The sequence below is a fragment of the Bacillus sp. 196mf genome (assembly GCF_003217275.1).
Taxonomy (GTDB): Bacteria; Bacillota; Bacilli; order Bacillales; family Bacillaceae_G; genus Bacillus_A; species Bacillus_A thuringiensis_S.
In genome coordinates, this window is the sequence record NZ_QJTG01000001.1 from 140067 (window position 1) to 161260 (window position 21194).

Sequence of the window (21194 nt, forward strand, 5' to 3'; positions counted from 1 at the left end):
ATTACAGGGAGAAAATGTTAAATTTTCTGATTCTTCAAATTTGCATATGATTAAGTAGTTAAAAAAGTCAATGGAGAAGTGAACTTGAGAGCATGGAAGTATAATAAGGGGGATATGGATGTTTACTGTAAAAAGGAAGTACACATTAGAAAAGCTTTCACGTGATATTCATATGAAACGTGAAGAAATGATTCAACTAGGATTAACAAGTGGGCTAAATAGTAAGGAGACAATTCAAGTTAGTCAAGAATTGGACAAGCTTATTTTACAATATCAGTGTTATAAAGAAAAACAAACACCGAAATGGTTTTCAATTATAAAAATACCTATTTTCCAAATCGGGTATGAAGGAAAATCAAATAATTTTTGGCGAATGCTTGTCGCTGGTTTTATGAAATAAGTATAATTACCCTTATAGGATAAGGATAATTATACTATGTGTAACGGAATTTCGATATGAACTGTCGTTCCTTCGTTTTCTGTACTGTCAATAAAAATATGCCCATTATACATCTCTACAATTCGTTTACATATGACAAGTCCAAGACCTGTTCCAGTATCTTTATTAGTAAAGAACGGATGAAAGAGGTGTTTTTGAATATGTTGTGGAATCCCTTTCCCAGTATCTATAATCTGCAATTGTGCATGTGTTTCATTGTTTTTTACTACAATGGTTAGTGTATCATTAGAAGTCATAGCCTCAATTGCATTTTTTGTAATATTTAAAACCACTTGTTTCATATGGTCTTTCGAACAACGGATATGAACAGGATGGTCTGGCAAATGTAAATGGAATACAATGTTATGTAAATTCGCCTCAGATTGAATAATTAATGCTACCTCATTTAGAATTGTTCTTACATCATATGTTTGTTCGATGATGGCGGTTGGCTTTCCGAGAATAAGAAATTCACTTACAATTTCATTGATTCGCTCTATTTCTTGTTCAATTACGGAAAAGTAGAACTGATCTTGTTCATCTTTATATTTCTCTTTTAATAGAGCGACGAGTCCTTTAATTCCAGTAAGAGGATTACGGATTTCGTGTGCTGTACTTGCTGCAAAAGTTCCAACTAATTCAATTTTCTGTAGTTCGTTTTGTTGTCTTTCAATTTTTGTTTGACGTTTTAACAACATATATTGAGCAAGTAAAAATAAAATAGATATTAAAAATAAAGTAGCGATACACTCTATTGCAACCCACTGGTATAAGGTTTTCTGATGAATAGGTAATGGAGAAACAGAGACCTTCCAATTTAATCTTTGGAGTGGGGTAGTAAGCATATTAGAATGCGTATCACTTGTGTCGTTATTATCATCGGTTAGAAAAACTACATCATGTTTATCAGTTACCTCAAAATGGTATTGTGGTTTAATGGCATTTAAAGAAGATGAAATGTAATCAAAGCGTAAACTAGCTAATAATAATCCTGAGAGCTCTTTCTGTTTATTGAATATGGGGGTAGCAATCATAATAGCTTTATGTCCAAGAACGCGATCAGTAATGACTGATGATACAGTGGTTTTTTTAGTTTGTAGCACGTCTTGAATATATTTACGGTCTGAAACATCTATAGGCTTTGATTCATCTTCAGATGCGATTGTAATGACCCCTTCTGGTGTAGCGTAATATAAACCAGAAAAGCGTGCATCGTTCCCATCTGTATCATGTACAATTTGTTTAATGCCGTTTATATTACCAGTCTCGGTGCCTACAACTTTTGCAAGCATGTCTAAAGCAGAAATTGCTTCACCAAGATGATGATCTAAATAATCTCTATATAAAAAGAGAACTGTATGAGCGGATAATTTGTTTTCCTGTTTCATTTTATATGTATGATACGAATAAAATGTAGCACCAATCCCTATTGTCGGTAGGATAACAAGCAATATATATATAATTATGCTTTGGAATTTGACTTTCAAATGTGGTACTCCTTCTTTTTTTATTATCATTATATATAAACTATGTTAAAATTGTCATGTTTTTATTCAAGAATGATTCTTAATATATTAGGGGAGAGGAAATGGATGAGTGAATGCTCATTCGGAATTCACATGAAGTATGAAGTGGCATTTTCTTTTTATTGGTGAGAATTTAAGTGAAGGGTTGAAAGTTGTATGACATCAAATAATGAACGAGAAGATATTTCTCAATCTTTAAAAGTATTTATTGCATTATCTCGTGTACATCGTTCTGTTATGGATACTACAAATAAATCTATACAAAGTAACGGATTAAATCCAACTGAATTTGCTGTATTAGAACTGCTATATCATAAAGGCGGTCAACCACTCCAGCAAATTGGTGAGCGCATTTTAATAGCCAGTGGCAGCATTACATATGTTGTAGATAAGCTGGAGAAAAAGGGATTAGTAAAGAGAATCCCATGTCCGAATGACAGACGTGTTATTTACGCGCAATTAACTGAGTCTGGCGAGAGCTTTATTGCTTCTATTTTTCCGGGGCATGAGAAAGTTATACATCAGTCTTTTGAAATGTTAACGAAAGATGAAAAAGATGAATTACTTGATCTATTAAAAAAAATTGGGAAGTATGAAAAATAATAATATGTTCCAAAGGAGCTTTGGATAAATAAATCCAGGGCTTTTTTATTTGCAATGAACTCAGAGTAGTCACTGCCGAATTTTGTTGAAAATTAAGAGGGAATTCGAGAATACGTATTGAATTATAATAAAGGTATGTAATGGAGAGGAGGCTCGTTCATGTCATTTAAAGACTATGAATATAAACGCCCAAATATTGAAGAGTTAAAAGAGAAATTTACTATTGCTTTAGAGAAGTTTGATAACGCAAAAACTGTAGAAGAACAAAAACAAGTCATTCATTCAATTAATGAAATTCGCAACGATTTTGGTACAATGGGAAACCTTTGTTACATTCGCCATTCTGTTGATACGACGGATACTTTTTATAAGGAGGAGCAGGATTTCTTTGATGAATTCTCTCCAGTTGTACAAGGATATGGTACAAAATATTATAAGGCACTTATTAATTCTCCATTTCGTGAAGAATTAGAGGCGTATTATGGAAAACAATTATTTGCTCTAGCAGAATGTGATTTAAAAACATATTCAGATGAAGTCGTGAAAGATTTACAATTAGAAAATAAATTATCGTCGCAATATACACAGTTATTAGCATCTGCAAAAATTGACTTTGCTGGAGAAGAAAGAACGTTATCGCAATTGATTCCGTTTATGCAAGGAAAAGAAAGAAGCGAACGTAAAGCAGCAAGTGAAGCATACTACGGATTTTTAGCTGGAAATGAGGAAGAACTAGATCGTATTTATGATGAGCTTGTTAAAGTGAGAACGAAAATCGCAAAATCTTTAGGTTTCAAAACCTTTGTTGAACTTGGATATGCAAGAATGTACCGTACAGATTATAATGCGGAGATGGTGGCTAATTACCGTCAGCAAGTGCTGGATTATATCGTTCCCGTTACAACGGAATTAAGAAAGCGACAACAAGCACGTATCGGTGTAGAGAAGTTAGCTTATTACGACGAAAACTTTGAGTTTGCTACAGGTAACCCAACTCCAAAAGGAGATGCGGATTGGATTGTTGATCATGGAAAGACGATGTATAAAGAGTTATCGGCTGAAACAGATGAATTTTTCAATTTCATGCTAGATAACGATTTATTAGATTTAGTTGCGAAAAAAGGAAAAGCTGGTGGCGGATATTGTACATATATTGAGAATTATAAAGCGCCGTTTATTTTCTCAAACTTCAATGGAACATCTGGTGACATTGATGTATTAACACATGAAGCAGGTCATGCTTTCCAAGTATATGAAAGTCGTAAATTTGAAATTCCAGAATATAATTGGCCAACATATGAGGCATGTGAAATCCACTCTATGAGTATGGAATTCTTTACATGGCCATGGATGAAGCTATTCTTTGAAGAAGATGCAGATAAATATTACTTCTCTCACTTAAGTTCAGCACTTCTGTTTTTACCTTATGGTGTATCTGTTGATGAATATCAACATTATGTATATGAAAATCCTGAAGCATCACCTGAAGAGCGTAAGACAGCGTGGCGTAACATAGAGAAGAAATATTTACCGCATCGTGATTATGAGGATAATGATTATTTAGAGCGCGGTGGTTTTTGGCAACGTCAAGGGCATATTTATAGCTCACCTTTCTATTATATTGATTACACGCTTGCTCAAATTTGTGCGCTACAATTTTGGAAACGTGCAAGAGATAATAGACAAGAGGCATGGGAAGATTATGTGAATCTGTGCCAACAAGGTGGAAGTAAATCGTTCTTAGAATTAGTAGAAGTTGCAAATTTAACATCACCATTTGCTGAAGGCTGTGTGAAAAGTGTTATTACAGAAATTGAAGCATGGTTACATGCGATTGACGACACAAAATTGTAAAAAACATGCGCTTTTTTTCACATGTTTAACATCGACATAATGGGAAAATGATGAGATAATAAAAGAAAATTCAGAATACTAAAGAGGTGTTTCTAATAAGGAGCACCTCTTTTCACCAACAAAAAGGGGGGAAAGAAGTATGCTTCAATCTAATATGGATGTGAGTTTAGAAAGTTTAGTAAGCTCATTACAGTCTACTCGAAGCACGCTATTATCAGAAATTGAAATGTTAAATGATACAGAAGTGAATGTAAAGCCACGCCGTGATAAATGGAGTATTATTCAAATTTTACACCACTTGCATTTAGTTGAACAATCTGTCACGTCTGCCCTTGTATATGCTTTACAAAAAAATGAAAGAAACATGACTCCATTTAAAGACCTCCAACTTACGCTTGATCGCACACATAAACGAGAAGCTCCTCAGCAAATGCAACCAACAGAAACTTTAATGAAAAAACAGCAAGGAATTCAATTACTAGAACATTCACGACAAGAACTATTACATGCGCTTCATAGTGTTATAGATGAAAAAGATCTATTTGAAAATGGATTAAAGCATCCTGTTTTTAATGATCTGAATTTGTATCAATGGGTTCAATTTCTTGATTTGCATGAACAAAGACATCTTACGCAATTAAAAGAGGCGAAACATGCAATTTTGCAGCGCTAAAGTGGAAGAAGTGGGAAACCACTTCTTTTTTTGATACGTGCATAGTTTTCTTTCTTATTTTGGAATACTACATGGAGAAAGAAAAGAAGGAGTTGAAAAAATATGTCTAAGAAGAAGCGAGAAGAAGAGCGCGCCTGGAAAGCGCGTAAAGAAAATCAACAACCGCACGGAAAAGTGAAAGCTTTTGCTGAATTAGTTGAAGGAACAGAAAAAACGTGATGATTATTTCATCACGTTTTTTGTATGAGTGGAAAAGTTAATAAAAAGGTTGTACCGATTCCTTTTTCACTTATAATATCAATTTTTCCATTCATAGCTTGAACAACACTGAATACGACCATCATTCCAAGTCCAGTGCCTTTTTCTTTCGTTGAATAGAAAGGCGAGCCAAGACGTTTTACTTGTTCTGAATCCATACCGACTCCTGTATCTTTTATATATAACTGAATATGCTTATGATCAGGAACTAATGTGAAATAAAGATCACCGCCTTTTGGCATAGCCTCAATGCAATTTTTTAAAATATTTAATAAACATTGATTTAGTTTTTGCTTTTCTCCAGCGATAAAAAAAGAAGTGCTTTGCTTTATATAATGAGTACGTACATTTGTTAAATTAGCAAGCGGTGTAATTAACGACAATGCATGTAGTAATTCTTCTTCTAACTGTAATGTTTGTTCTTTTTCAATGCTTGGTTTAGCAAAGGTTAAATAATCTGTAAGAACATGATTTGCTTGTTCAATGCCGTTAATGGCAATGTCGATATATAATTTTCGTTCCTGCTCAGTGCATGTATCTGATTGTAACAGTTGTAAAAACCCTTTTGTTGAAGTTAATGGATTGCGAATTTCATGAGAGATAGACGCTGCCATTTCACCAATTAAATGAAATTTTTCAGCATTTATAAGTTCGTTTTGGAGACGAACTTGAGTTTGTAATATGTGTAGTAAATATAAAATTAGAATCGTACCAAGCATTGAACATAACTCATACACAATAATATGCGGTATATAATCAGTCTTATTTGTAACCTTTGAAAGGAAGAAGGGTATCCAACTAAATCCGTATGTGAGACTGTAGATAATAGCAAGTGTTATTTTTATACGATTAGAAGTTCGATTGAAAAATTTATATGTTAATAGTAGAACAATAAATAGAAGAACAGAACCGATAAGAGATGGGAAAACACCGATCCCACCTAATAATAAGCGATATATGTTTAATACAACTAAGATAGAACCACCAGCAATAGGCCCTCCCGTTAATGTACCGACAATTAATACAATATGGCGCATATCAAATTGAAAACCATTATTTGTTTTTGCTGCAAATGTAATACAGAGTACGGTAGCGAGGCAACAGAGTACAATGAATATAGCTGAATTTAATTTAGGAGAGCGTTTCCCTTTTTGATTCCAAAATAAATGATATACGAGCATTGTAATCAGGATGAATAATATATTTAAAAAGAGATAAATAATAAAGGATTTCAGTGGGATGCCTCCTCTCTTCTTATATTAAATTAATCATACTATAAAATGAAAGAAATGAAATGATAAATAGCGGAAAAATCAGAAATTTTTACGCTAGTATACAATATGTTACAATAAGCTGTGTCAATGAAAGAAGAAATTCCGTGCACCGCGCGGGAGAGGTTCGCGAACTCCCTCTATAAAAAACTATGGAAACAACAATATCCTTAGGTATTGTTTTGTTTTTTTATTGTGACAGTTCAAGAACGTTCTTTCTTCTTATTTATAGTAGAGAAGGAGAATGAGTGAAATGAAAAAAGAAAAAGCAGTTGTTGTTTTTAGTGGAGGACAAGATAGTACGACATGTTTATTTTGGGCAATAGAGCAGTTTGCGGAGGTAGAAGCTGTAACATTTAATTACAATCAACGTCATAAGCTAGAAATTGATTGTGCAGCGGAAATTGCAAAAGAGCTAGGAATAAAGCATACGGTACTAGATATGAGTCTATTAAATCAACTTGCTCCAAATGCGTTAACGAGAACGGATATGGAGATTACACATGAAGAAGGTGAATTGCCGTCGACATTTGTAGATGGACGAAATTTACTCTTCCTATCATTTGCTGCTGTATTGGCAAAACAAGTTGGAGCACGTCATATTGTAACCGGTGTATGTGAAACTGATTTCAGTGGTTATCCAGACTGCCGTGACGTGTTTGTGAAATCGTTAAACGTTACTTTAAATTTATCTATGGATTACCCGTTTGTCATTCACACGCCACTTATGTGGATTGATAAAGCTGAAACATGGAAATTATCAGATGAACTTGGAGCATTTGAGTTTGTTCGGGAAAAAACATTAACATGTTATAACGGAATCATTGGTGATGGTTGCGGTGAATGTCCAGCATGTCAACTTCGTAAAGCAGGATTAGATACGTACCTACAAGAACGCGAAGGAGCGAACAACTAATGGATAACTTTTTTGGATTTCGCATCGTAGAGAATTTGCAAAAAATGGACAAGGATATTCAGCGTAAACAACTCAAATACCATAATAAAAGAGTAATGGTCAGCAAGGAATTTACATTTGATGCAGCACACCATTTACACTGTTATGAAGGGAAATGTAAAAACTTACATGGTCACACATATAAAGTTGTATTTGGAATTAGTGGATATGTAAATGAAATAGGTCTTGCAATTGACTTTGGAGATATAAAAGAAATTTGGAAGAATGAAATCGAAATTTATTTAGATCATCGTTATTTAAACGAAACGTTACCTGCAATGAATACGACTGCTGAAAATATGGTCGTTTGGATTTATGAAAAGATGGCAGAAGCACTAACAAAAGAGAATCGAGTGAACGAATATAAAGGAGCTCGCGTTGAATTTGTTCGTCTCTTTGAGACGCCGACTAGTTATGCGGAAGTAAGACGGGAGTGGATGCTTGATGAGTAAAATCCCTGTCTTAGAAATATTCGGTCCGACTATTCAAGGTGAAGGAATGGTTGTAGGGCAAAAGACAATGTTTATCCGTACAGCTGGTTGTGATTATAGCTGTGCTTGGTGTGATTCTGCTTTTACGTGGGATGGATCAGCTAAAGATCAAATTAGACAGATGACACCAGAAGATATTTGGGATGAGCTTGTTGCAATTGGAGGAGAAAATTTTTCTCATGTTACGATTTCAGGCGGAAATCCGGCATTACTGAAAAATATTGAGTTTCTTCTTTCAATATTAAAAGAAAATGGAATGCGAACGGCAATTGAAACGCAAGGGAGTAAATGGCAAGATTGGTTACTTCAAATTGATGAGGTAACAATTTCTCCAAAACCACCAAGTTCGACGATGAAAACAGATTTTCAGAAGTTAGATGCTATTATTCAGAAACTAGCAGGAAAAGATATTAGTTTAAAAGTAGTAGTATTCGATGATCATGATTTTGAATATGCAGTTAAGATGCACGAACGTTATCCAGGTGTACCATTTTTCCTGCAAGTAGGAAACGATGATACAAAAACAGTGGATGATGCGATGCTTATTAAAAAATTATTAGATAAGTATGAGTGGCTGATTGATAAAGCTGTAAATTGTAAAGAGATGAATGATGCAAAAGTATTGCCTCAGCTTCATGCGTTAGTATGGGGAAATAAACGCGGCGTATAACGAGAAGGGATGTTTAAAATGACTGGAAGATTAGATGAAGATTTAAAAGATGTAACATTATTAGGAAATCAAAATACAAAATATTTATTTGAATATAGCCCAGAAATATTAGAGGTATTTGATAATAATCATCCAAACCGTGATTATTTTGTAAAATTCAATTGTCCTGAATTTACAAGTTTATGTCCGAAAACAGGACAACCAGATTTTGCAACAATTTATATTAGCTATATTCCAGAGCAAAAAATGGTAGAGAGTAAATCTTTAAAGTTGTATTTATTTAGTTTCCGCAATCATGGTGATTTCCACGAAGATTGTATGAACGTTATTATGAACGATTTAATTAAATTAATGGATCCACGTTATATTGAGGTATGGGGGAAATTCACACCACGTGGTGGCATTTCAATTGATCCATACTGCAACTACGGTCGCCCAGGGACGAAGTATGAACAAATGGCTGACTACCGCATGATGAACCACGATCTATATCCGGAAACAATTGATAATCGTTAATAGAAAGAAAGGGCCTGTATACTATACAGGCCCTTTCTTTCTATTATATTATGCATTTTGATTAATGACAGTATAGTTTTTATGACTTACAACTGTAAGAGGTTCCATATCTAGTTCTCTAAAATTCTTCATAATTGTTATATCAACAATAACAGAGTTTTGATTTACTTTTTGAACACGGCCTTGCATTCCACCTTTAAATTCGATGATATCTCCAGTTTCTGCGATCTGCATAAGCAACTCTCCTTGTTACAGTTTTCCCAAAAAAAGAATAAATTTGGGTTTTTTTTATTTCCTCCTATTTTGAACCATATTTCCTACTTTGTAAATGTTTCCAAAGTAAAAATTCGAAAAATATTCACTTTTTGTAAGAAAATATGTAGAAAATCCATGTTATTTGAAAAAAATAGCAAAAATGCGGGAATCTTTATATCGAGGTATAATGAAAAAGTAGAATAACCTGCTGAAGTGGGAGAAATTAGAGGCGGTAAAATGATGTTTGAATTTGTGGGGAGTGTTATAGCTTTAATTTTATTTTTATTTTCTTATATGCATTTAAAAAAGATTCGTCAATATGATACGAGTACATATTTTGATGGGATGGATGGTATCCATGCTTCGATAACGCATGATAGTGGTGGGGAGATGTAAAGGTATATGACTTTCTTTTCTTGCGTGGTATGATGTTTAGAACTAGTGCATAATAGAGTTCGTAAGTGATGAATGGAGAGTGAAAAGAATGAAGATTTCTTTTATTCGTCATGGTTGTTTAGGTCGTATAAGAGAACCGATGACAATTAATTCATTTCACGAATGGATGAAACAGTATGATTCCGAGTCAATGATACAAAAAGCTAAAATGCCGATAGAAACAATAGAGGCAATTGAAGCAGCGAAATTTGTCTTAACAAGTGATCAAAGGCGTGCTGTACAATCAGCAGCTGAATTAACGGATTCTTTATCTTTTATGCAAAACTCTCTTTTTAGAGAAGCTGAAGTTCCTTCATACTTTTTTGCTCCGAAGTGGTTGAAATGCACAATTAAGGTATGGATGTTCATTGGGCGCACATTATGGATACTTGGCTACCATAAAGATGTTGAGTCTTATAAGGAAGTAAGAGAGAGGGCAAAGCAAGCGGCTTACCTGTTACATCGTTATGCTCTCGTACATGGAAGTATTGCTCTTGTAGGTCATAATTATTTTAATTCGATGATTGGAACGGAGCTGAGGGCAATGGGATGGTCTGGTTCTCCTATTTTGCATAGAAAGCCATGGGGATGTACAACATATACGTTTCACGAGGCGATGGATGGAAATATATTAAATACGAATTTAACATAAAAGCACACGATTTATATAAATCGTGTGCTTTCTTTTTAAGATATAGAAATTTTGACGTTTAATGGTTTTACGAGATGAGCATAAGGTTCGCCTACTAGCATAACAATTTCATCTTTTTTATAACCTAACTTTTCGTATAGTGAATAGGCGCGTGTGTTTTCTAAATTAACAAGTAAAGCGATTTTTTCATGCCCTTTTTCAGTTGCATAGATTTCGGCAGCTTCAATTAATTTAGAACCAATACCTTTTCCACCGTGTGCACTTGAAACTGATAATGTATCAATGTAATACTCATCAAGCTCAGCTTCTTTTTCTAACGTAATTGATTCATCTTTATGTAATTCTCTTAAGTGATGTACAATTGGTGCGTCAAGCTGTGTTGCTTCACTACCGTGATAAGCGACAATAATTCCAACTGCACTTTCGTCTTGTTCATAAATAAAACAGTTTTCGTAGCTCAGACGGTTATTTTCTTTTGAGAACCATGTCTCAAGTCCTTGTAATACTTCTGCTTCAACTGTGCTACCTGTGATTTTTTCAGCAATTTCATGCAGAGCATTATACAATAAAGGAGCTATTGCCATTGCATCTGTCTTTTTTGCTTTCCGAATCATAGTATCCCTCCTAGTTCTATTTGTATATTGTAGCATAGTGGTATGGAACTTTGCATAATTGAATGCCGAAATGTTTGATATAGAGAAGTAGCTATGTTAGTATATGATATTTAGTGGACATATAGTAAAACGATATTGTTTGCGAAATAACGAAAATAAAATCATGGCATAACAACAAGATAAAGTGAAATGTTAATCAGTAAGATTTTTTGTTCATTCCACGACTGATTAGTAGTCAACACCAATCGGACTACCCGCAAATAGCGGGATAATTTTACAGTTGTTGACCTATAGAATATACGATAGAATAAAATATTGCAGAGAGGTGAAATACATGGATAAAGAATTAGCAAATACAATTTTAGATCAGCTGAAAAATGGTGAAATAACGGAGTATGTTGTTACGAAAGATGTATTTTATACGTTCAGAGAAGTTGTTGTAAATAGAGAAGACTTTAAGCATTTCATTGGTAACGCACAGCGAGGCGGGCAAGTGATTTATACATATTCAGAAACGCCACGTTCATAAAGGGGAATTTTGATCAGCAGGGCATCCCTCACTGATTAGTAACCTTCACCAACTGGACGTTTAATGCGGAATAAATAAAAGATAAAGGAGAGGGGAATTATGGGCGATTTTAAACAAGGCATTTTACCACATTGGGATTATATGTGGAAAGATAGAGCCGGCAATAGATTTATGGGAATGGTTATGTATCCAGAGAAACGAAAATGTTCAGCAAAAATGCTTCAGAAAATAAAAAGAGCATATGAAGAAGCGATAGAAATTAAAGTAACTGTACAAGTTCAACATACATATCAGTATGTAGAAGGAATGATTGTATACTTTGATGAAGAGGCTCCTGTATGTACAATGCTTGATAAAGATGAAAATCCACATCACATATTTGTAAAAGATATTTTGCGTATTGAGCACTCTGAATAAACTTTTCATAAATAAATTGAAGTTCCATAATAATAATCTTTTTCTATAATAGTTATCTTTTAGTATGTAACGAGAGACGAAAGTATATGTATAATATATTTAATAAGGTAAATTTGATAAATGTAATCGTTTTTTAGAGCAGATTATCGTTTTATATCTGTTCTTTTTTGCGTGATGCTGGAGAAATATATTTCTTCAGCATCTACCGTTTTATGACAAAATATATTGTTAACTTTTTTAAAAATAAGGTTAAATTCGTTGACAACTTTTTTGAAAAGCACTTTATTGACATGAGTTTTAGAATGTTGTTTCATAGTCATTGTATTGAAAAAAAACGGCTATCATGTCGAAAAGTAAAAGTTAAAAAAAGAAAGAATTTATACATATATCTTGTGTCTTATTTTGAAACGTAATACAATATATAGAGAAATCAAGAACAACATATAGAGAATATAGATTTGAGAGGGAGGGTCGGAAATGTTAGTTGCATATGATTCTATGACAGGAAACGTGAAGCGTTTCATTCACAAATTAAATATGCCGGCCGTTCAAATTGATGAAGATCTAGTAATAGATGAAGACTTTATTCTTATTACGTATACAACAGGTTTTGGCAATGTACCAGAACGTGTTTTAGACTTTTTAGAGCGCAATAATGAAAAATTAAAAGGCGTATCTGCAAGCGGCAATCGTAACTGGGGAGACATGTTCGGTGCAAGTGCTGACAAGATTTCTACTAAATATGAAGTGCCTATTGTATCAAAATTTGAGTTATCTGGAACAAATAACGATGTAGAATATTTTAAGGAAAGGGTGCGGGAGATTGCGACACATTGAACTGAATAATGAAATCACGCAAATGCAGGACGGTTTTTATCAGCTTCATAAAGATAAAGAGGCATTAGAAGTCTTTATGGAAGAAGCTAGAGAGAATACCGTTCCTTTTAATAGCGTGGCAGAGCGAATGGAGTATATGAAAGAACATGATTACTATTACAACGTTCTGGACGAGTATAGCTTGGAGGAAGTAGAGGAAGTATATAACATCGCTTATGGTGAAAACTTCGAGTTCCAATCTTATATGGCAGCATCTAAGTTCTACAAAGATTATGCGTTAAAAACGAATGATCAAAAACAATACTTAGAAAGCTATGAAGATCGTGTAGCAATTGTTTCATTATACTTAGGACGCGGTGATGTTTCGAAGGCAAGACAATTCGCAAGCATGATTGTAAAACAAAACTACCAACCAGCGACACCAACCTTTTTAAATGCGGGAAGAAGCAGAAGAGGAGAAATGGTGTCTTGTTTCTTGTTAGAGATGGACGATAGCTTAAATTCGATCGGCTTTAACATTAATACTGCGATGCAATTATCGAAAATCGGCGGGGGAGTAGCTTTAAACTTATCTAAGCTACGCGCACGTGGTGAGCAAATTAAAGGTATCGACAACGCTGCAAGTGGTGTAGTACCTGTTATGAAATTGCTTGAAGATTCGTTTTCATATGCGAATCAACTTGGCCAACGAAAAGGTGCCGGTGCAGTATATTTAAACATTTTCCATTGGGATATTATTGAATTCCTTGATACAAAAAAAATAAATGCCGATGAGAAGAGCCGTATTCAGTCTCTATCAATCGGAATTATCGTTCCAAGTAAGTTCTTTGAGCTTGCTGAGAAAAATGAGCCTTTCCATGTTTTCGCACCTTATACGGTTTATAAAGAATATGGCAAGCATTTAGATGATATTGATATTGATGAAATGTACGATGAATTAATGAGCAATCCGAAAGTGAAGAAGAAGCCACTAGATATTAGTGCACGTGATATGCTTATTAAAATCGCTATGATTCAGCTTGAGTCTGGTTACCCATACTTAATGTTTAAATCAAATGCAAATAATCAACATCCATTGAAGGATATTGGAACTGTGAAGATGTCGAACTTATGTACAGAAATCTTCCAGCTTCAAGAAACTTCAGAAATAAATGATTACGGTACAGATGACATTATCCGTCGTGATATTAACTGTAACTTAGGATCGTTAAATATCGTAAACGTAATGGAAAATAAAGAAATTCGTGAAGCGGTTCATGCAGGAATGGAAGCTTTAACAGCTGTTTCAGATATGACGATCATTCCGAATGCACCAACCGTGAAAAAAGCAAATGACGAGCTTCATTCAGTTGGACTTGGAGCAATGAATTTACACGGGTATTTAGCAAAAAATAAAATCGCTTATGAAAGTGCAGAAGCGAAAGAGTTTGCTCGTACATTCTTTATGATGTTAAATTACTACTCTATTGAGAAAAGTATGGAAATCGCTACAGAAAAAGGCGAGACATTTAAAGACTTCGATAAATCTGATTATGCGAATGGCACATACTTTGAAAAGTATGAAACGACAGATTACAGCCCAGTAACTGAAAAAGTTCAGCAACTATTTGAAGGAATTCATATTCCAACAAAAGAAGATTGGACAAGTTTAAAAGAGCAAGTGCAAAAGAATGGTTTATACAACTCATATCGTCTTGCCATTGCTCCAACACAATCAATCAGTTACGTTCAAAATGCAACTTCAAGCGTAATGCCGATCGTAAGTCAAATCGAATCAAGAACATATGCGAACGCGACAACATATTATCCAATGCCGTATTTATCAAAAGATACGTTCTGGTACTATAAATCTTCTTACGATATGAATCAGTTTAAATTAATTGATTTAATCGCAGAAATTCAAGAACATATTGACCAAGGAATTAGTACAATTCTTTACGTTAATAGTGATATTTCAACACGTGAATTAGCACGTTACTACATCTATGCACATAAAAAAGGCTTAAAGAGTCTGTATTATACGAGAACACGTAAATTAAGTGTGGAAGAGTGTGTGGCTTGTACCGTTTAATGGCATATTGCCATACTAAATGAATAACCCAATAGTATGAGCAGGGTTATGAACCCTGCTCATACTTGGTTTGTTCTACTAAACGGTTAGCTTTTCATTGTTAGATGGAAATTTAACCGTTCAGTAGAACAATAATAGATATAGGGGTGATTCAATGCGCGCTGTTAACTGGAATAAAAAGGAAGATGATTTCAGTTTAATGTTTTGGAAGCAAAACATCGCTCAGTTTTGGACAGAAGAAGAAATCGCGGTTTCGTCTGACAAAAATACTTGGGTGCAATTATCGAAAGAAGAGCAAATTGCTTATAAGCGTGTATTAGGTGGTTTAACACTTTTAGATACGAAACAAGGTGGCGAAGGAATGCCACTTGTACTTGTTCATCTTGAAAATTTACAAGCGAAAAGTGTATTAGCTTTCATGGGAGCTATGGAAGAAGTACATGCGAAAAGTTATAGTCACATTTTCACAACATTAGCTACAGAAGAAGAAATTGATGATATTTTTGACTGGGTAGACAATCATCCGTTACTTGAGAAAAAAGCTGGTATTATTACTAGTTACTATCGTCGTTTATTAAAGCCTGAAGTAACGAAAAAAGAGTTATACATGGCAATGGTAGCAAGTGTGTTCTTAGAAAGTTACTTATTCTATAGTGGATTCTTCTATCCACTTTACTTAGCTGGTCAAGGTAAACTGACGGCAAGTGGTGAAATTATTAACCTTATTATCCGTTAACTTATGGCGGCTTTTGGTAGAGATACCAATTGAAAAACCCTTTTAATTGCTGGGACCCCCTATTGTAAATTTATCTGTATTATTATTGATGAATATATGCATTCAGGTTATTCTCTAACTATCAATAGATGGAAAGGAGAATAGCTGATAGGGCAATCAGCAGCGAAGCCTTTATCTAGCGATAACATGTACGGAATTTACTATTTAAAAATCAATGGGAAGTATTATATTGGTAAAGATGTGAACGTTTCAAATTTAAAACGAATTAGGGAACATATGTGGATGTTAAAGAGTGGTACACATTATAATAGGTATTTACAAGCAGTATATTGTAAATATGAATCCACTTTAGAATATGGAATTCTAGAGGAAATAGAATGTTCATTGGAAGAATTGAGTGAGATTGAGCAACAGTATATTTGGCTGTATGATTCTTATAATAATGGCTATAACTTGACATTAGGCGGAGAAGGATTGGGTGGAATTAAATTCACTGAAGAACAATTAGAGAAGAAAAGGCAACGTGTTATAGGTGAAAAAAATCCACAATCAAAAATTACAGATGCACAATTTTTTGAGATTGTAGAACTACTAAAGTGCGGAAAGACAAATCCAGAAATTGCTGATATGTATAATCTTCATCCTAATTATGTATCTTTAATTCGACATAAGAAACGTTATAAATATCTTTGGGGAAAAGTACAAAATTATTTGCCGGTTAAATCTGAACACCAACTGAAAACAAGGGGACGTGTTACTCTTGAAATGTTTTTGGATATCGTTCAGATGCTACAAGCCGGTGAATCTAATGCATCCATTGAAAGAAAACATGGGTTATCGAGCGGCACAGGAAGCCGTATCAGACATCGAAAACTGTATAAACAGTGGTGGGTGCGATACGTAGATAAAGGAACGTTCAACGACTATCCCAATGGCGGTGAAATTCCGCAAGAGGAGTAGGGCCAAGCGGTGGGTGAGAATCCCTTAAATCGAAATGGAGGGCTACCTGAGAAGGTAGATGATATAGTCTCTTCTTACAGGAAACTGTAAGCTGTATAAACGGCATAGGAGTAGCGAACTTATGTGAAGGTAAAGGATGAGTCAATTCACGGCGTATTCGTCGGTATTTTAGCACAACAAATCTTCGCAGAACTTTCTGCAGAAGAGCAACAAGAAGTGCAAAAAGAAACACAAGAGTTATTAATGGAACTATATGAAATTGAAATGGCCTATACAGAAGAAATTTACACTTCTATCGGTCTTGTAGAAGATGTAAATCGTTTCGTTCGTTACAATGCGAATAAAGGGCTTATGAACTTAGGACTTGAGCCGAAGTTTGAAGAAGAAGAAATTAACCCAATCGTTTTAAATGGTTTACGTACAGATACGAAAAACCATGATTTCTTCTCTGTAAAAGGAAATGGTTACGTAAAAGCAACGAACGTTGAAAAGTTAGCTGACGATGACTTCGTGTTTAACTTTTAATATAGGATTATAAAGAAAAGCTGTCTTATTCATTGATAAGACAGCTTTTCTTTATAATTTTGTTTACATAACACTATTATTTCTATATAGCGATTTATGTTTGGGAAGTTCTATTCGGTTAACGGATAGAACTTTTTGTAATTAAATGGGTATTTACAAACTTTTTGTATCAGTGTATTATTTAACTGGTACACCGATACAAAAGGAGGGAAGAAATGAAAATAGAGTTTTCTCCAAATACACCAATTTACATTCAGGTAATGGAATACATAAAAAAAGAGATCGTAACAGGACATTTATTGCCTGGTGATAAAATTCCCTCTGTCCGTGAATTAGCGAGTGAATTACAAGTGAATCCAAATACGATTCAGCGTACATTTCAAGAGCTAGAACGGGATGGAGTTGTTGTAACACGTAGAGGAATGGGACGGTATGTAACGAATGAAGGGGAGAAAATTATGGAGCTGCGAAAAGAGATGGCGAAAGAATTACTTCATTCTTTTATAGATGGAATGGACAATTTAGGTTTTTCAGAAGAAGAAATTCTTACAATTCTTCGTTCTTCATTACATGATAAGAGGGAGGAGAGCCAATGACAGAGCTATTAAAAATAGAAAACTTATGGAAGAGATACGGATTAAAAGCAGTGATCCGTGAATTAAACATAGAGATTACGGAAGGGAAAATCGTTGGGCTTGTTGGAGATAACGGGAGCGGGAAAACGACGTTATTGAAAATGATTGCAGGCTTGCAACACCCTTCTGAAGGCAGTATCACAATAGACGGTAAAAAGGTAGGATTACAGACGAAAGAAATCGTTTCATTTATGTCCGATAAGCCAGTCTTTGATGATTGGATGACTGTAAAAGACGCTTTATTTTTCTACCGGGATTTTTATAAAGACTTTGATATTCAAAAAGCGGTAGATACGATTGCAGAATTTAAAATACCGTTAGAAGAAAAAATTACAGCATTGTCAAAAGGTATGATAGAGAAGCTGCAAATCATTTTAACATTTTCTCGAAAAGCGAAGCTATACGTACTGGATGAGCCATTGGGCGGGATAGATCCTCTTTCTAGAGAACATGTATTGGATCTAATTCTACAGTTCTATAGAGAAGATTGTACGATATTAATTTCCACTCACTTAATAAATGAAATTGAAAATATTTTTGATGAAGTGATCTTTTTAAAAGATGGAGAAATGGTTCTATATGAAAATGTAGAAGAAATTCGTTTTCAGAGAGGAAAAGCAGTTCATGAATTGTTTAAGGAGGTGTTTAGTAAGTGAAGTCAGTACTTTCCTATTTATGGAATGTAAATAAGAAAAGATATATTGTTACTTTTTTATTCTTTGTGCTAATTGAAGCTGTGTTATTTTCACAAATGATTGTAAGAAAAAGTGATGCGGCTATCAGTAGACAAGAGGGTATATTTGGAATCATTATGATTATATTTTTCTTTTATATTGTTTATATGTTTATACAAACAATGAAATCATATTCACGCTTACTAACTAATCCGATGTTACGACTTACAGCAATATCTGGGAAACAATATGTAATTTCTATGCTTATTTTCTCATTTATCGCAATGGCTATATGGTATGGGATATGTGGAATTCTTTTCTACGTAAGTTATATATTAGCTTTTCCTACGACTTCTGTATATGTAGAGGCAAAAGAGATTATGCAAGTAGGCATAATTAATAATTTAATATATACGATAAGCGATTTATTTGAGTTTTTGTTTAGTGTGTTACAAATCATATTAGTAATTACTCTAGTTAAGTTACTTACGAAAAAGAAAAAGGCGCAAAATATACTAATCGTTATTATTTTTCTAGTAATAAATATAGCGATTACTTTAGCGACAACCTTGCTAGGAAAATTAGCTCCAGCTTTCCAAGTATTGCGAAGAGTAGAATATCATAGTGAAAGCAAGAGTCTGTTTATTAATATGTTTCAAGAAAATGGATTTAACATTTTTAATATAAGTTTCATGGTAATGGTTAGTGCTCTAATAATATATGTAATTGCTTATATTATCGATAAAAAACTAGAAGTCTAAAGGAGGAATCAGCATTGGGAAACGTAGTAGTAAAGTTAGAGAATGTTCGAAAAAGGATTGGTGGAACGGAAATTATTCGTGGTTTATCATTTGAGGTTCGTGAAGGAGAAGTATACGGATTCCTTGGGCCGAACGGTAGCGGTAAGACGACGACGATCCGTATGATGACAGGTCTTATTTCAATGACAGAGGGCGATATTACAATTTGTGGACATAGTATTCGCTCGGAGCGTGAAAAGGCACTAGAGCAAATTGGAGCGATTGTAGAAAATCCTGAACTATATGATTATATGACAGGAATGCAAAACTTAAAGCATTTTGCGAACATGGCCATTACTCCAATTAGTAAAGAGCGCATTGCTGAGATTGTAAAGCTTGTTGAATTAGAGCATGCGATTCATAAAAAGGTGAAAACATATTCACTTGGTATGAAACAACGTTTAGGAATTGCACAAGCATTACTTCATCAGCCGAAAATCTTAATTTTAGATGAGCCGACAAATGGATTAGATCCAGCTGGTATTCGCCAAATTCGTGATTATTTACAACGTTTAGCGAAAGAAGAGAATATTGCTGTAATCGTATCAAGTCACTTATTGAGTGAAATTGAATTAATGTGTGATCGCGTTGTTATTATTAAACAAGGTGAGTTTGTACAAGAGTACAACTTACATGAAAAAGTGAAACATGATGAGGCAGTCGTTGTAGCGTTTGAAGTAGATGAAGTTCAGAAAGCAAATGAAATCATTAAAGGTAAAGCAAAAGGGAATGTAATTGTAGCATCTGTAACAAAAGACAACATTCCGCAACTTGTAAAAAAACTTGTTCATGCTGATGTGCTTGTATACGGAGTTACTGTTCAAAATAAAACGTTAGAGGATGAGTTCTTAGCGATTACTGGGGGAGTGAAAGCGTAATGTTTAAATTAATTCAAAATGAATTTTTAAAGTTGCATGCGAAAAAAGGTATGTATATTTTAATTGGTGTCATTGCGGCACTCGAAATTTTAGGTACTTTAGCAATGTTGAAGTGGGGAAAAGGTGATGAGTTTAAGGGATCATATTTAGATTATGCAAACTCAGAGATTGGCTTAATTGTTTTATTTACAACGATTTTTGGGATTACACTTGCTGCCCGTACTCTTACTGATGAGTTCCAAAAAGGTACAATTAAACAATTGTTAATCCGTCCAAGAAAAAGACTTGCAGTTTTATTTTCTAAATATATTACAGTGTTATTAGCAATGTTATTTATCGTATTAGCTGGTATGCTAATTGCAATGATTATTGGCGGTATTGTAATGGATGGTAGTAAAACAGAATTAACGTTAGGAATCGTAATGAAGTCCACTTTATATCAACTACTTTCACCATTCTTTTTTGCAACACTTGCATTTTTCCTAGCAAATGTCTTTAGAAAGTCTGTATTACCATTAATTATTACGATGTTCCTATTCTTCTTACAAGGTGCAATTAACATGGTATTAATAATGTTTGCAAAAGGTGTAGCGAAGTTTGTAGTATTCAACCATTTGGATTTAAGAGCTTACGATAGTAATAAATTAATCAATGGTGGAATGGAACCAACATTTACAGAATTTACGTTTACAACTTCATTATTACTTGTAGCTGCATACTTTGTTGTGTTACTTGTAGCATCAAGTGCATTATTCCAAAAACGTGACGTATTATAATAAAAGAAATCCCCGCTTGTAAAAACGGGGATTTTTATTACATAAATTTCACTTGGATTGCAACTTGAAGAACAGCGATATGGTATTTTAAGAGCTATGCTGTTTGAAATGATTTGAGAAAAATAGGAAGGATTTCAACTATAT

At 34.1% G+C, this 21194-nt stretch carries 25 protein-coding genes, 2 pseudogenes and 1 riboswitch; of the genes and pseudogenes, 23 read left to right on the forward strand and 4 right to left on the reverse strand.

The genetic code is table 11. From position 1 onward, the window contains the following. Nucleotides 1-118 precede the first annotated feature (118 nt). The gene (locus ATL10_RS00740) at nt 119-400 is read left to right on the forward strand and encodes an aspartyl-phosphate phosphatase Spo0E family protein (RefSeq protein WP_000495527.1); all 282 of its coding nucleotides are present in this window, start codon (nt 119-121) and stop codon (nt 398-400) included. Between the two features lie 29 nt (nt 401-429). On the opposite strand, the gene ATL10_RS00745 is transcribed toward ATL10_RS00740, so the two are convergent. Next, nucleotides 430-1926 carry a DUF3149 domain-containing protein gene (locus tag ATL10_RS00745; protein WP_110496242.1) on the reverse strand — a complete coding sequence of 499 codons (1497 nt, stop codon included), beginning with the start codon at nt 1924-1926 and terminating at the stop codon, nt 430-432. Nucleotides 1927-2121: 195 nt separating this feature from the next. Here ATL10_RS00745 and ATL10_RS00750 point away from each other — a divergent pair, with 195 nt between their 5' ends. The 4 genes from ATL10_RS00750 to ATL10_RS31580 all read left to right on the forward strand — a co-directional run bounded on the left by ATL10_RS00750 (nt 2122) and on the right by ATL10_RS31580 (nt 5314). After that, nucleotides 2122-2568 (forward strand): MarR family winged helix-turn-helix transcriptional regulator, encoded by a 447-nt coding sequence (locus ATL10_RS00750; protein WP_090975890.1) that lies wholly within the window; start codon nt 2122-2124, stop codon nt 2566-2568. Between the two features lie 159 nt (nt 2569-2727). Beyond that, nucleotides 2728-4422, forward strand: coding sequence for a M3 family oligoendopeptidase (locus ATL10_RS00755; protein WP_097925260.1), 1695 nt, complete (start codon nt 2728-2730; stop codon nt 4420-4422). Between the two features lie 139 nt (nt 4423-4561). Next, the gene (locus tag ATL10_RS00760) at nt 4562-5095 is read left to right on the forward strand and encodes a DinB family protein (protein WP_000941977.1); all 534 of its coding nucleotides are present in this window, start codon (nt 4562-4564) and stop codon (nt 5093-5095) included. 102 nt (nt 5096-5197) lie between these two features. After that, on the forward strand, nt 5198-5314 hold the full coding sequence (locus ATL10_RS31580; RefSeq protein ID WP_000038355.1) for a DUF6254 family protein: 117 nt from the start codon (nt 5198-5200) through the stop codon (nt 5312-5314). Nucleotides 5315-5325: 11 nt separating this feature from the next. Here ATL10_RS31580 and kinB read toward each other — a convergent pair whose 3' ends face one another. Next, a complete protein-coding gene (gene kinB / locus ATL10_RS00770; protein WP_000964151.1) occupies nt 5326-6534 on the reverse strand; it encodes a sporulation sensor histidine kinase KinB in 1209 nt (402 codons plus the stop codon). Nucleotides 6535-6740: 206 nt separating this feature from the next. Further along, nucleotides 6741-6784: riboswitch (PreQ1 riboswitch) on the forward strand. 93 nt (nt 6785-6877) lie between these two features. Between kinB and queC the strand changes: the two genes are divergently transcribed. The 4 genes from queC to queF are packed head-to-tail and all read left to right on the forward strand — an operon-like array spanning nt 6878 to nt 9256. Then, on the forward strand, nt 6878-7540 hold the full coding sequence (queC, locus tag ATL10_RS00775; protein WP_000711595.1) for a 7-cyano-7-deazaguanine synthase QueC: 663 nt from the start codon (nt 6878-6880) through the stop codon (nt 7538-7540). Further along, the gene (gene queD, locus ATL10_RS00780; protein ID WP_000368414.1) at nt 7540-8031 is read left to right on the forward strand and encodes a 6-carboxytetrahydropterin synthase QueD; all 492 of its coding nucleotides are present in this window, start codon (nt 7540-7542) and stop codon (nt 8029-8031) included. Before queC ends, queD begins: the two co-directional genes overlap by 1 nt. Beyond that, nucleotides 8024-8740, forward strand: a complete 717-nt coding sequence (gene queE, locus ATL10_RS00785) for a 7-carboxy-7-deazaguanine synthase QueE (protein WP_000036299.1) — start codon at nt 8024-8026, stop codon at nt 8738-8740. Before queD ends, queE begins: the two co-directional genes overlap by 8 nt. An 18-nt stretch (nt 8741-8758) precedes the next feature. Then, nucleotides 8759-9256, forward strand: coding sequence for a preQ(1) synthase (gene queF, locus ATL10_RS00790; RefSeq protein WP_001986050.1), 498 nt, complete (start codon nt 8759-8761; stop codon nt 9254-9256). Between the two features lie 48 nt (nt 9257-9304). Here queF and ATL10_RS00795 read toward each other — a convergent pair whose 3' ends face one another. Then, nucleotides 9305-9490, reverse strand: coding sequence for a YkvS family protein (locus tag ATL10_RS00795; RefSeq protein ID WP_001165082.1), 186 nt, complete (start codon nt 9488-9490; stop codon nt 9305-9307). Between the two features lie 234 nt (nt 9491-9724). Here ATL10_RS00795 and ATL10_RS31025 point away from each other — a divergent pair, with 234 nt between their 5' ends. Then, the gene (locus tag ATL10_RS31025) at nt 9725-9907 is read left to right on the forward strand and encodes a hypothetical protein (protein WP_002004691.1); all 183 of its coding nucleotides are present in this window, start codon (nt 9725-9727) and stop codon (nt 9905-9907) included. 88 nt (nt 9908-9995) lie between these two features. Continuing rightward, a complete protein-coding gene (locus tag ATL10_RS00805) occupies nt 9996-10598 on the forward strand; it encodes a histidine phosphatase family protein (RefSeq protein ID WP_075720137.1) in 603 nt (200 codons plus the stop codon). Between the two features lie 35 nt (nt 10599-10633). On the opposite strand, the gene ATL10_RS00810 is transcribed toward ATL10_RS00805, so the two are convergent. Further along, the gene (locus ATL10_RS00810) at nt 10634-11212 is read right to left on the reverse strand and encodes a GNAT family N-acetyltransferase (protein WP_110496244.1); all 579 of its coding nucleotides are present in this window, start codon (nt 11210-11212) and stop codon (nt 10634-10636) included. 334 nt (nt 11213-11546) lie between these two features. Here ATL10_RS00810 and ATL10_RS00815 point away from each other — a divergent pair, with 334 nt between their 5' ends. The 12 genes and pseudogenes from ATL10_RS00815 to ATL10_RS00875 all read left to right on the forward strand — a co-directional run bounded on the left by ATL10_RS00815 (nt 11547) and on the right by ATL10_RS00875 (nt 21050). After that, nucleotides 11547-11741, forward strand: coding sequence for a hypothetical protein (locus tag ATL10_RS00815; protein ID WP_000356686.1), 195 nt, complete (start codon nt 11547-11549; stop codon nt 11739-11741). Between the two features lie 99 nt (nt 11742-11840). Next, the gene (locus tag ATL10_RS00820; RefSeq protein ID WP_000502199.1) at nt 11841-12158 is read left to right on the forward strand and encodes a hypothetical protein; all 318 of its coding nucleotides are present in this window, start codon (nt 11841-11843) and stop codon (nt 12156-12158) included. Between the two features lie 477 nt (nt 12159-12635). Next, nucleotides 12636-12995 carry a class Ib ribonucleoside-diphosphate reductase assembly flavoprotein NrdI gene (gene nrdI / locus ATL10_RS00830; protein ID WP_000959447.1) on the forward strand — a complete coding sequence of 120 codons (360 nt, stop codon included), beginning with the start codon at nt 12636-12638 and terminating at the stop codon, nt 12993-12995. Continuing rightward, on the forward strand, nt 12982-15066 hold the full coding sequence (gene nrdE, locus ATL10_RS00835) for a class 1b ribonucleoside-diphosphate reductase subunit alpha (RefSeq protein WP_001215839.1): 2085 nt from the start codon (nt 12982-12984) through the stop codon (nt 15064-15066). The genes nrdI and nrdE overlap by 14 nt, the downstream gene beginning before the upstream one ends. 154 nt (nt 15067-15220) lie before the next feature. Beyond that, nucleotides 15221-15799, forward strand: a pseudogene (locus tag ATL10_RS00840) (ribonucleotide-diphosphate reductase subunit beta); the annotation flags it as partial. Nucleotides 15800-15988: 189 nt separating this feature from the next. Next, nucleotides 15989-16762, forward strand: coding sequence for a GIY-YIG nuclease family protein (locus ATL10_RS00845; protein WP_065228499.1), 774 nt, complete (start codon nt 15989-15991; stop codon nt 16760-16762). Nucleotides 16763-16891: 129 nt separating this feature from the next. Further along, nucleotides 16892-17287, forward strand: a pseudogene (locus ATL10_RS00850) (ribonucleotide-diphosphate reductase subunit beta); the annotation flags it as partial. 215 nt (nt 17288-17502) lie between these two features. Then, nucleotides 17503-17883 carry a GntR family transcriptional regulator gene (locus ATL10_RS00855; protein ID WP_000687512.1) on the forward strand — a complete coding sequence of 127 codons (381 nt, stop codon included), beginning with the start codon at nt 17503-17505 and terminating at the stop codon, nt 17881-17883. Beyond that, a complete protein-coding gene (locus tag ATL10_RS00860; RefSeq protein ID WP_000137747.1) occupies nt 17880-18578 on the forward strand; it encodes an ABC transporter ATP-binding protein in 699 nt (232 codons plus the stop codon). The genes ATL10_RS00855 and ATL10_RS00860 overlap by 4 nt, the downstream gene beginning before the upstream one ends. Beyond that, nucleotides 18575-19357, forward strand: a complete 783-nt coding sequence (locus ATL10_RS00865; protein ID WP_000843919.1) for a hypothetical protein — start codon at nt 18575-18577, stop codon at nt 19355-19357. Before ATL10_RS00860 ends, ATL10_RS00865 begins: the two co-directional genes overlap by 4 nt. A gap of 14 nt (nt 19358-19371) precedes the next feature. Further along, nucleotides 19372-20274 (forward strand): ABC transporter ATP-binding protein, encoded by a 903-nt coding sequence (locus ATL10_RS00870; RefSeq protein WP_000528820.1) that lies wholly within the window; start codon nt 19372-19374, stop codon nt 20272-20274. Further along, nucleotides 20274-21050 (forward strand): ABC transporter permease, encoded by a 777-nt coding sequence (locus ATL10_RS00875; protein WP_000475427.1) that lies wholly within the window; start codon nt 20274-20276, stop codon nt 21048-21050. The genes ATL10_RS00870 and ATL10_RS00875 overlap by 1 nt, the downstream gene beginning before the upstream one ends. The last annotated feature ends 144 nt before the right edge of the window (nt 21051-21194 follow it).

Bases quoted from the DNA above. Each gene is read 5' to 3' on its own strand.
- ATL10_RS00740 (WP_000495527.1), top strand. From the start codon at position 119: ATGTTTACTGTAAAAAGGAAGTACACATTAGAAAAGCTTTCACGTGAT.
- ATL10_RS00750 (WP_090975890.1), top strand. From the start codon at position 2,122: ATGACATCAAATAATGAACGAGAAGATATTTCTCAATCTTTAAAAGTA.
- ATL10_RS00755 (WP_097925260.1), top strand. From the start codon at position 2,728: ATGTCATTTAAAGACTATGAATATAAACGCCCAAATATTGAAGAGTTA.
- ATL10_RS00760 (WP_000941977.1), top strand. From the start codon at position 4,562: ATGCTTCAATCTAATATGGATGTGAGTTTAGAAAGTTTAGTAAGCTCA.
- ATL10_RS31580 (WP_000038355.1), top strand. From the start codon at position 5,198: ATGTCTAAGAAGAAGCGAGAAGAAGAGCGCGCCTGGAAAGCGCGTAAA.
- kinB (WP_000964151.1), bottom strand. From the start codon at position 6,534: ATGCTCGTATATCATTTATTTTGGAATCAAAAAGGGAAACGCTCTCCT.
- queC (WP_000711595.1), top strand. From the start codon at position 6,878: ATGAAAAAAGAAAAAGCAGTTGTTGTTTTTAGTGGAGGACAAGATAGT.
- queD (WP_000368414.1), top strand. From the start codon at position 7,540: ATGGATAACTTTTTTGGATTTCGCATCGTAGAGAATTTGCAAAAAATG.
- queE (WP_000036299.1), top strand. From the start codon at position 8,024: ATGAGTAAAATCCCTGTCTTAGAAATATTCGGTCCGACTATTCAAGGT.
- queF (WP_001986050.1), top strand. From the start codon at position 8,759: ATGACTGGAAGATTAGATGAAGATTTAAAAGATGTAACATTATTAGGA.
- ATL10_RS00795 (WP_001165082.1), bottom strand. From the start codon at position 9,490: ATGCAGATCGCAGAAACTGGAGATATCATCGAATTTAAAGGTGGAATG.
- ATL10_RS00805 (WP_075720137.1), top strand. From the start codon at position 9,996: ATGAAGATTTCTTTTATTCGTCATGGTTGTTTAGGTCGTATAAGAGAA.
- ATL10_RS00810 (WP_110496244.1), bottom strand. From the start codon at position 11,212: ATGATTCGGAAAGCAAAAAAGACAGATGCAATGGCAATAGCTCCTTTA.
- ATL10_RS00815 (WP_000356686.1), top strand. From the start codon at position 11,547: ATGGATAAAGAATTAGCAAATACAATTTTAGATCAGCTGAAAAATGGT.
- ATL10_RS00820 (WP_000502199.1), top strand. From the start codon at position 11,841: ATGGGCGATTTTAAACAAGGCATTTTACCACATTGGGATTATATGTGG.
- nrdI (WP_000959447.1), top strand. From the start codon at position 12,636: ATGTTAGTTGCATATGATTCTATGACAGGAAACGTGAAGCGTTTCATT.
- ATL10_RS00845 (WP_065228499.1), top strand. From the start codon at position 15,989: ATGTACGGAATTTACTATTTAAAAATCAATGGGAAGTATTATATTGGT.
- ATL10_RS00855 (WP_000687512.1), top strand. From the start codon at position 17,503: ATGAAAATAGAGTTTTCTCCAAATACACCAATTTACATTCAGGTAATG.
- ATL10_RS00860 (WP_000137747.1), top strand. From the start codon at position 17,880: ATGACAGAGCTATTAAAAATAGAAAACTTATGGAAGAGATACGGATTA.
- ATL10_RS00875 (WP_000475427.1), top strand. From the start codon at position 20,274: ATGTTTAAATTAATTCAAAATGAATTTTTAAAGTTGCATGCGAAAAAA.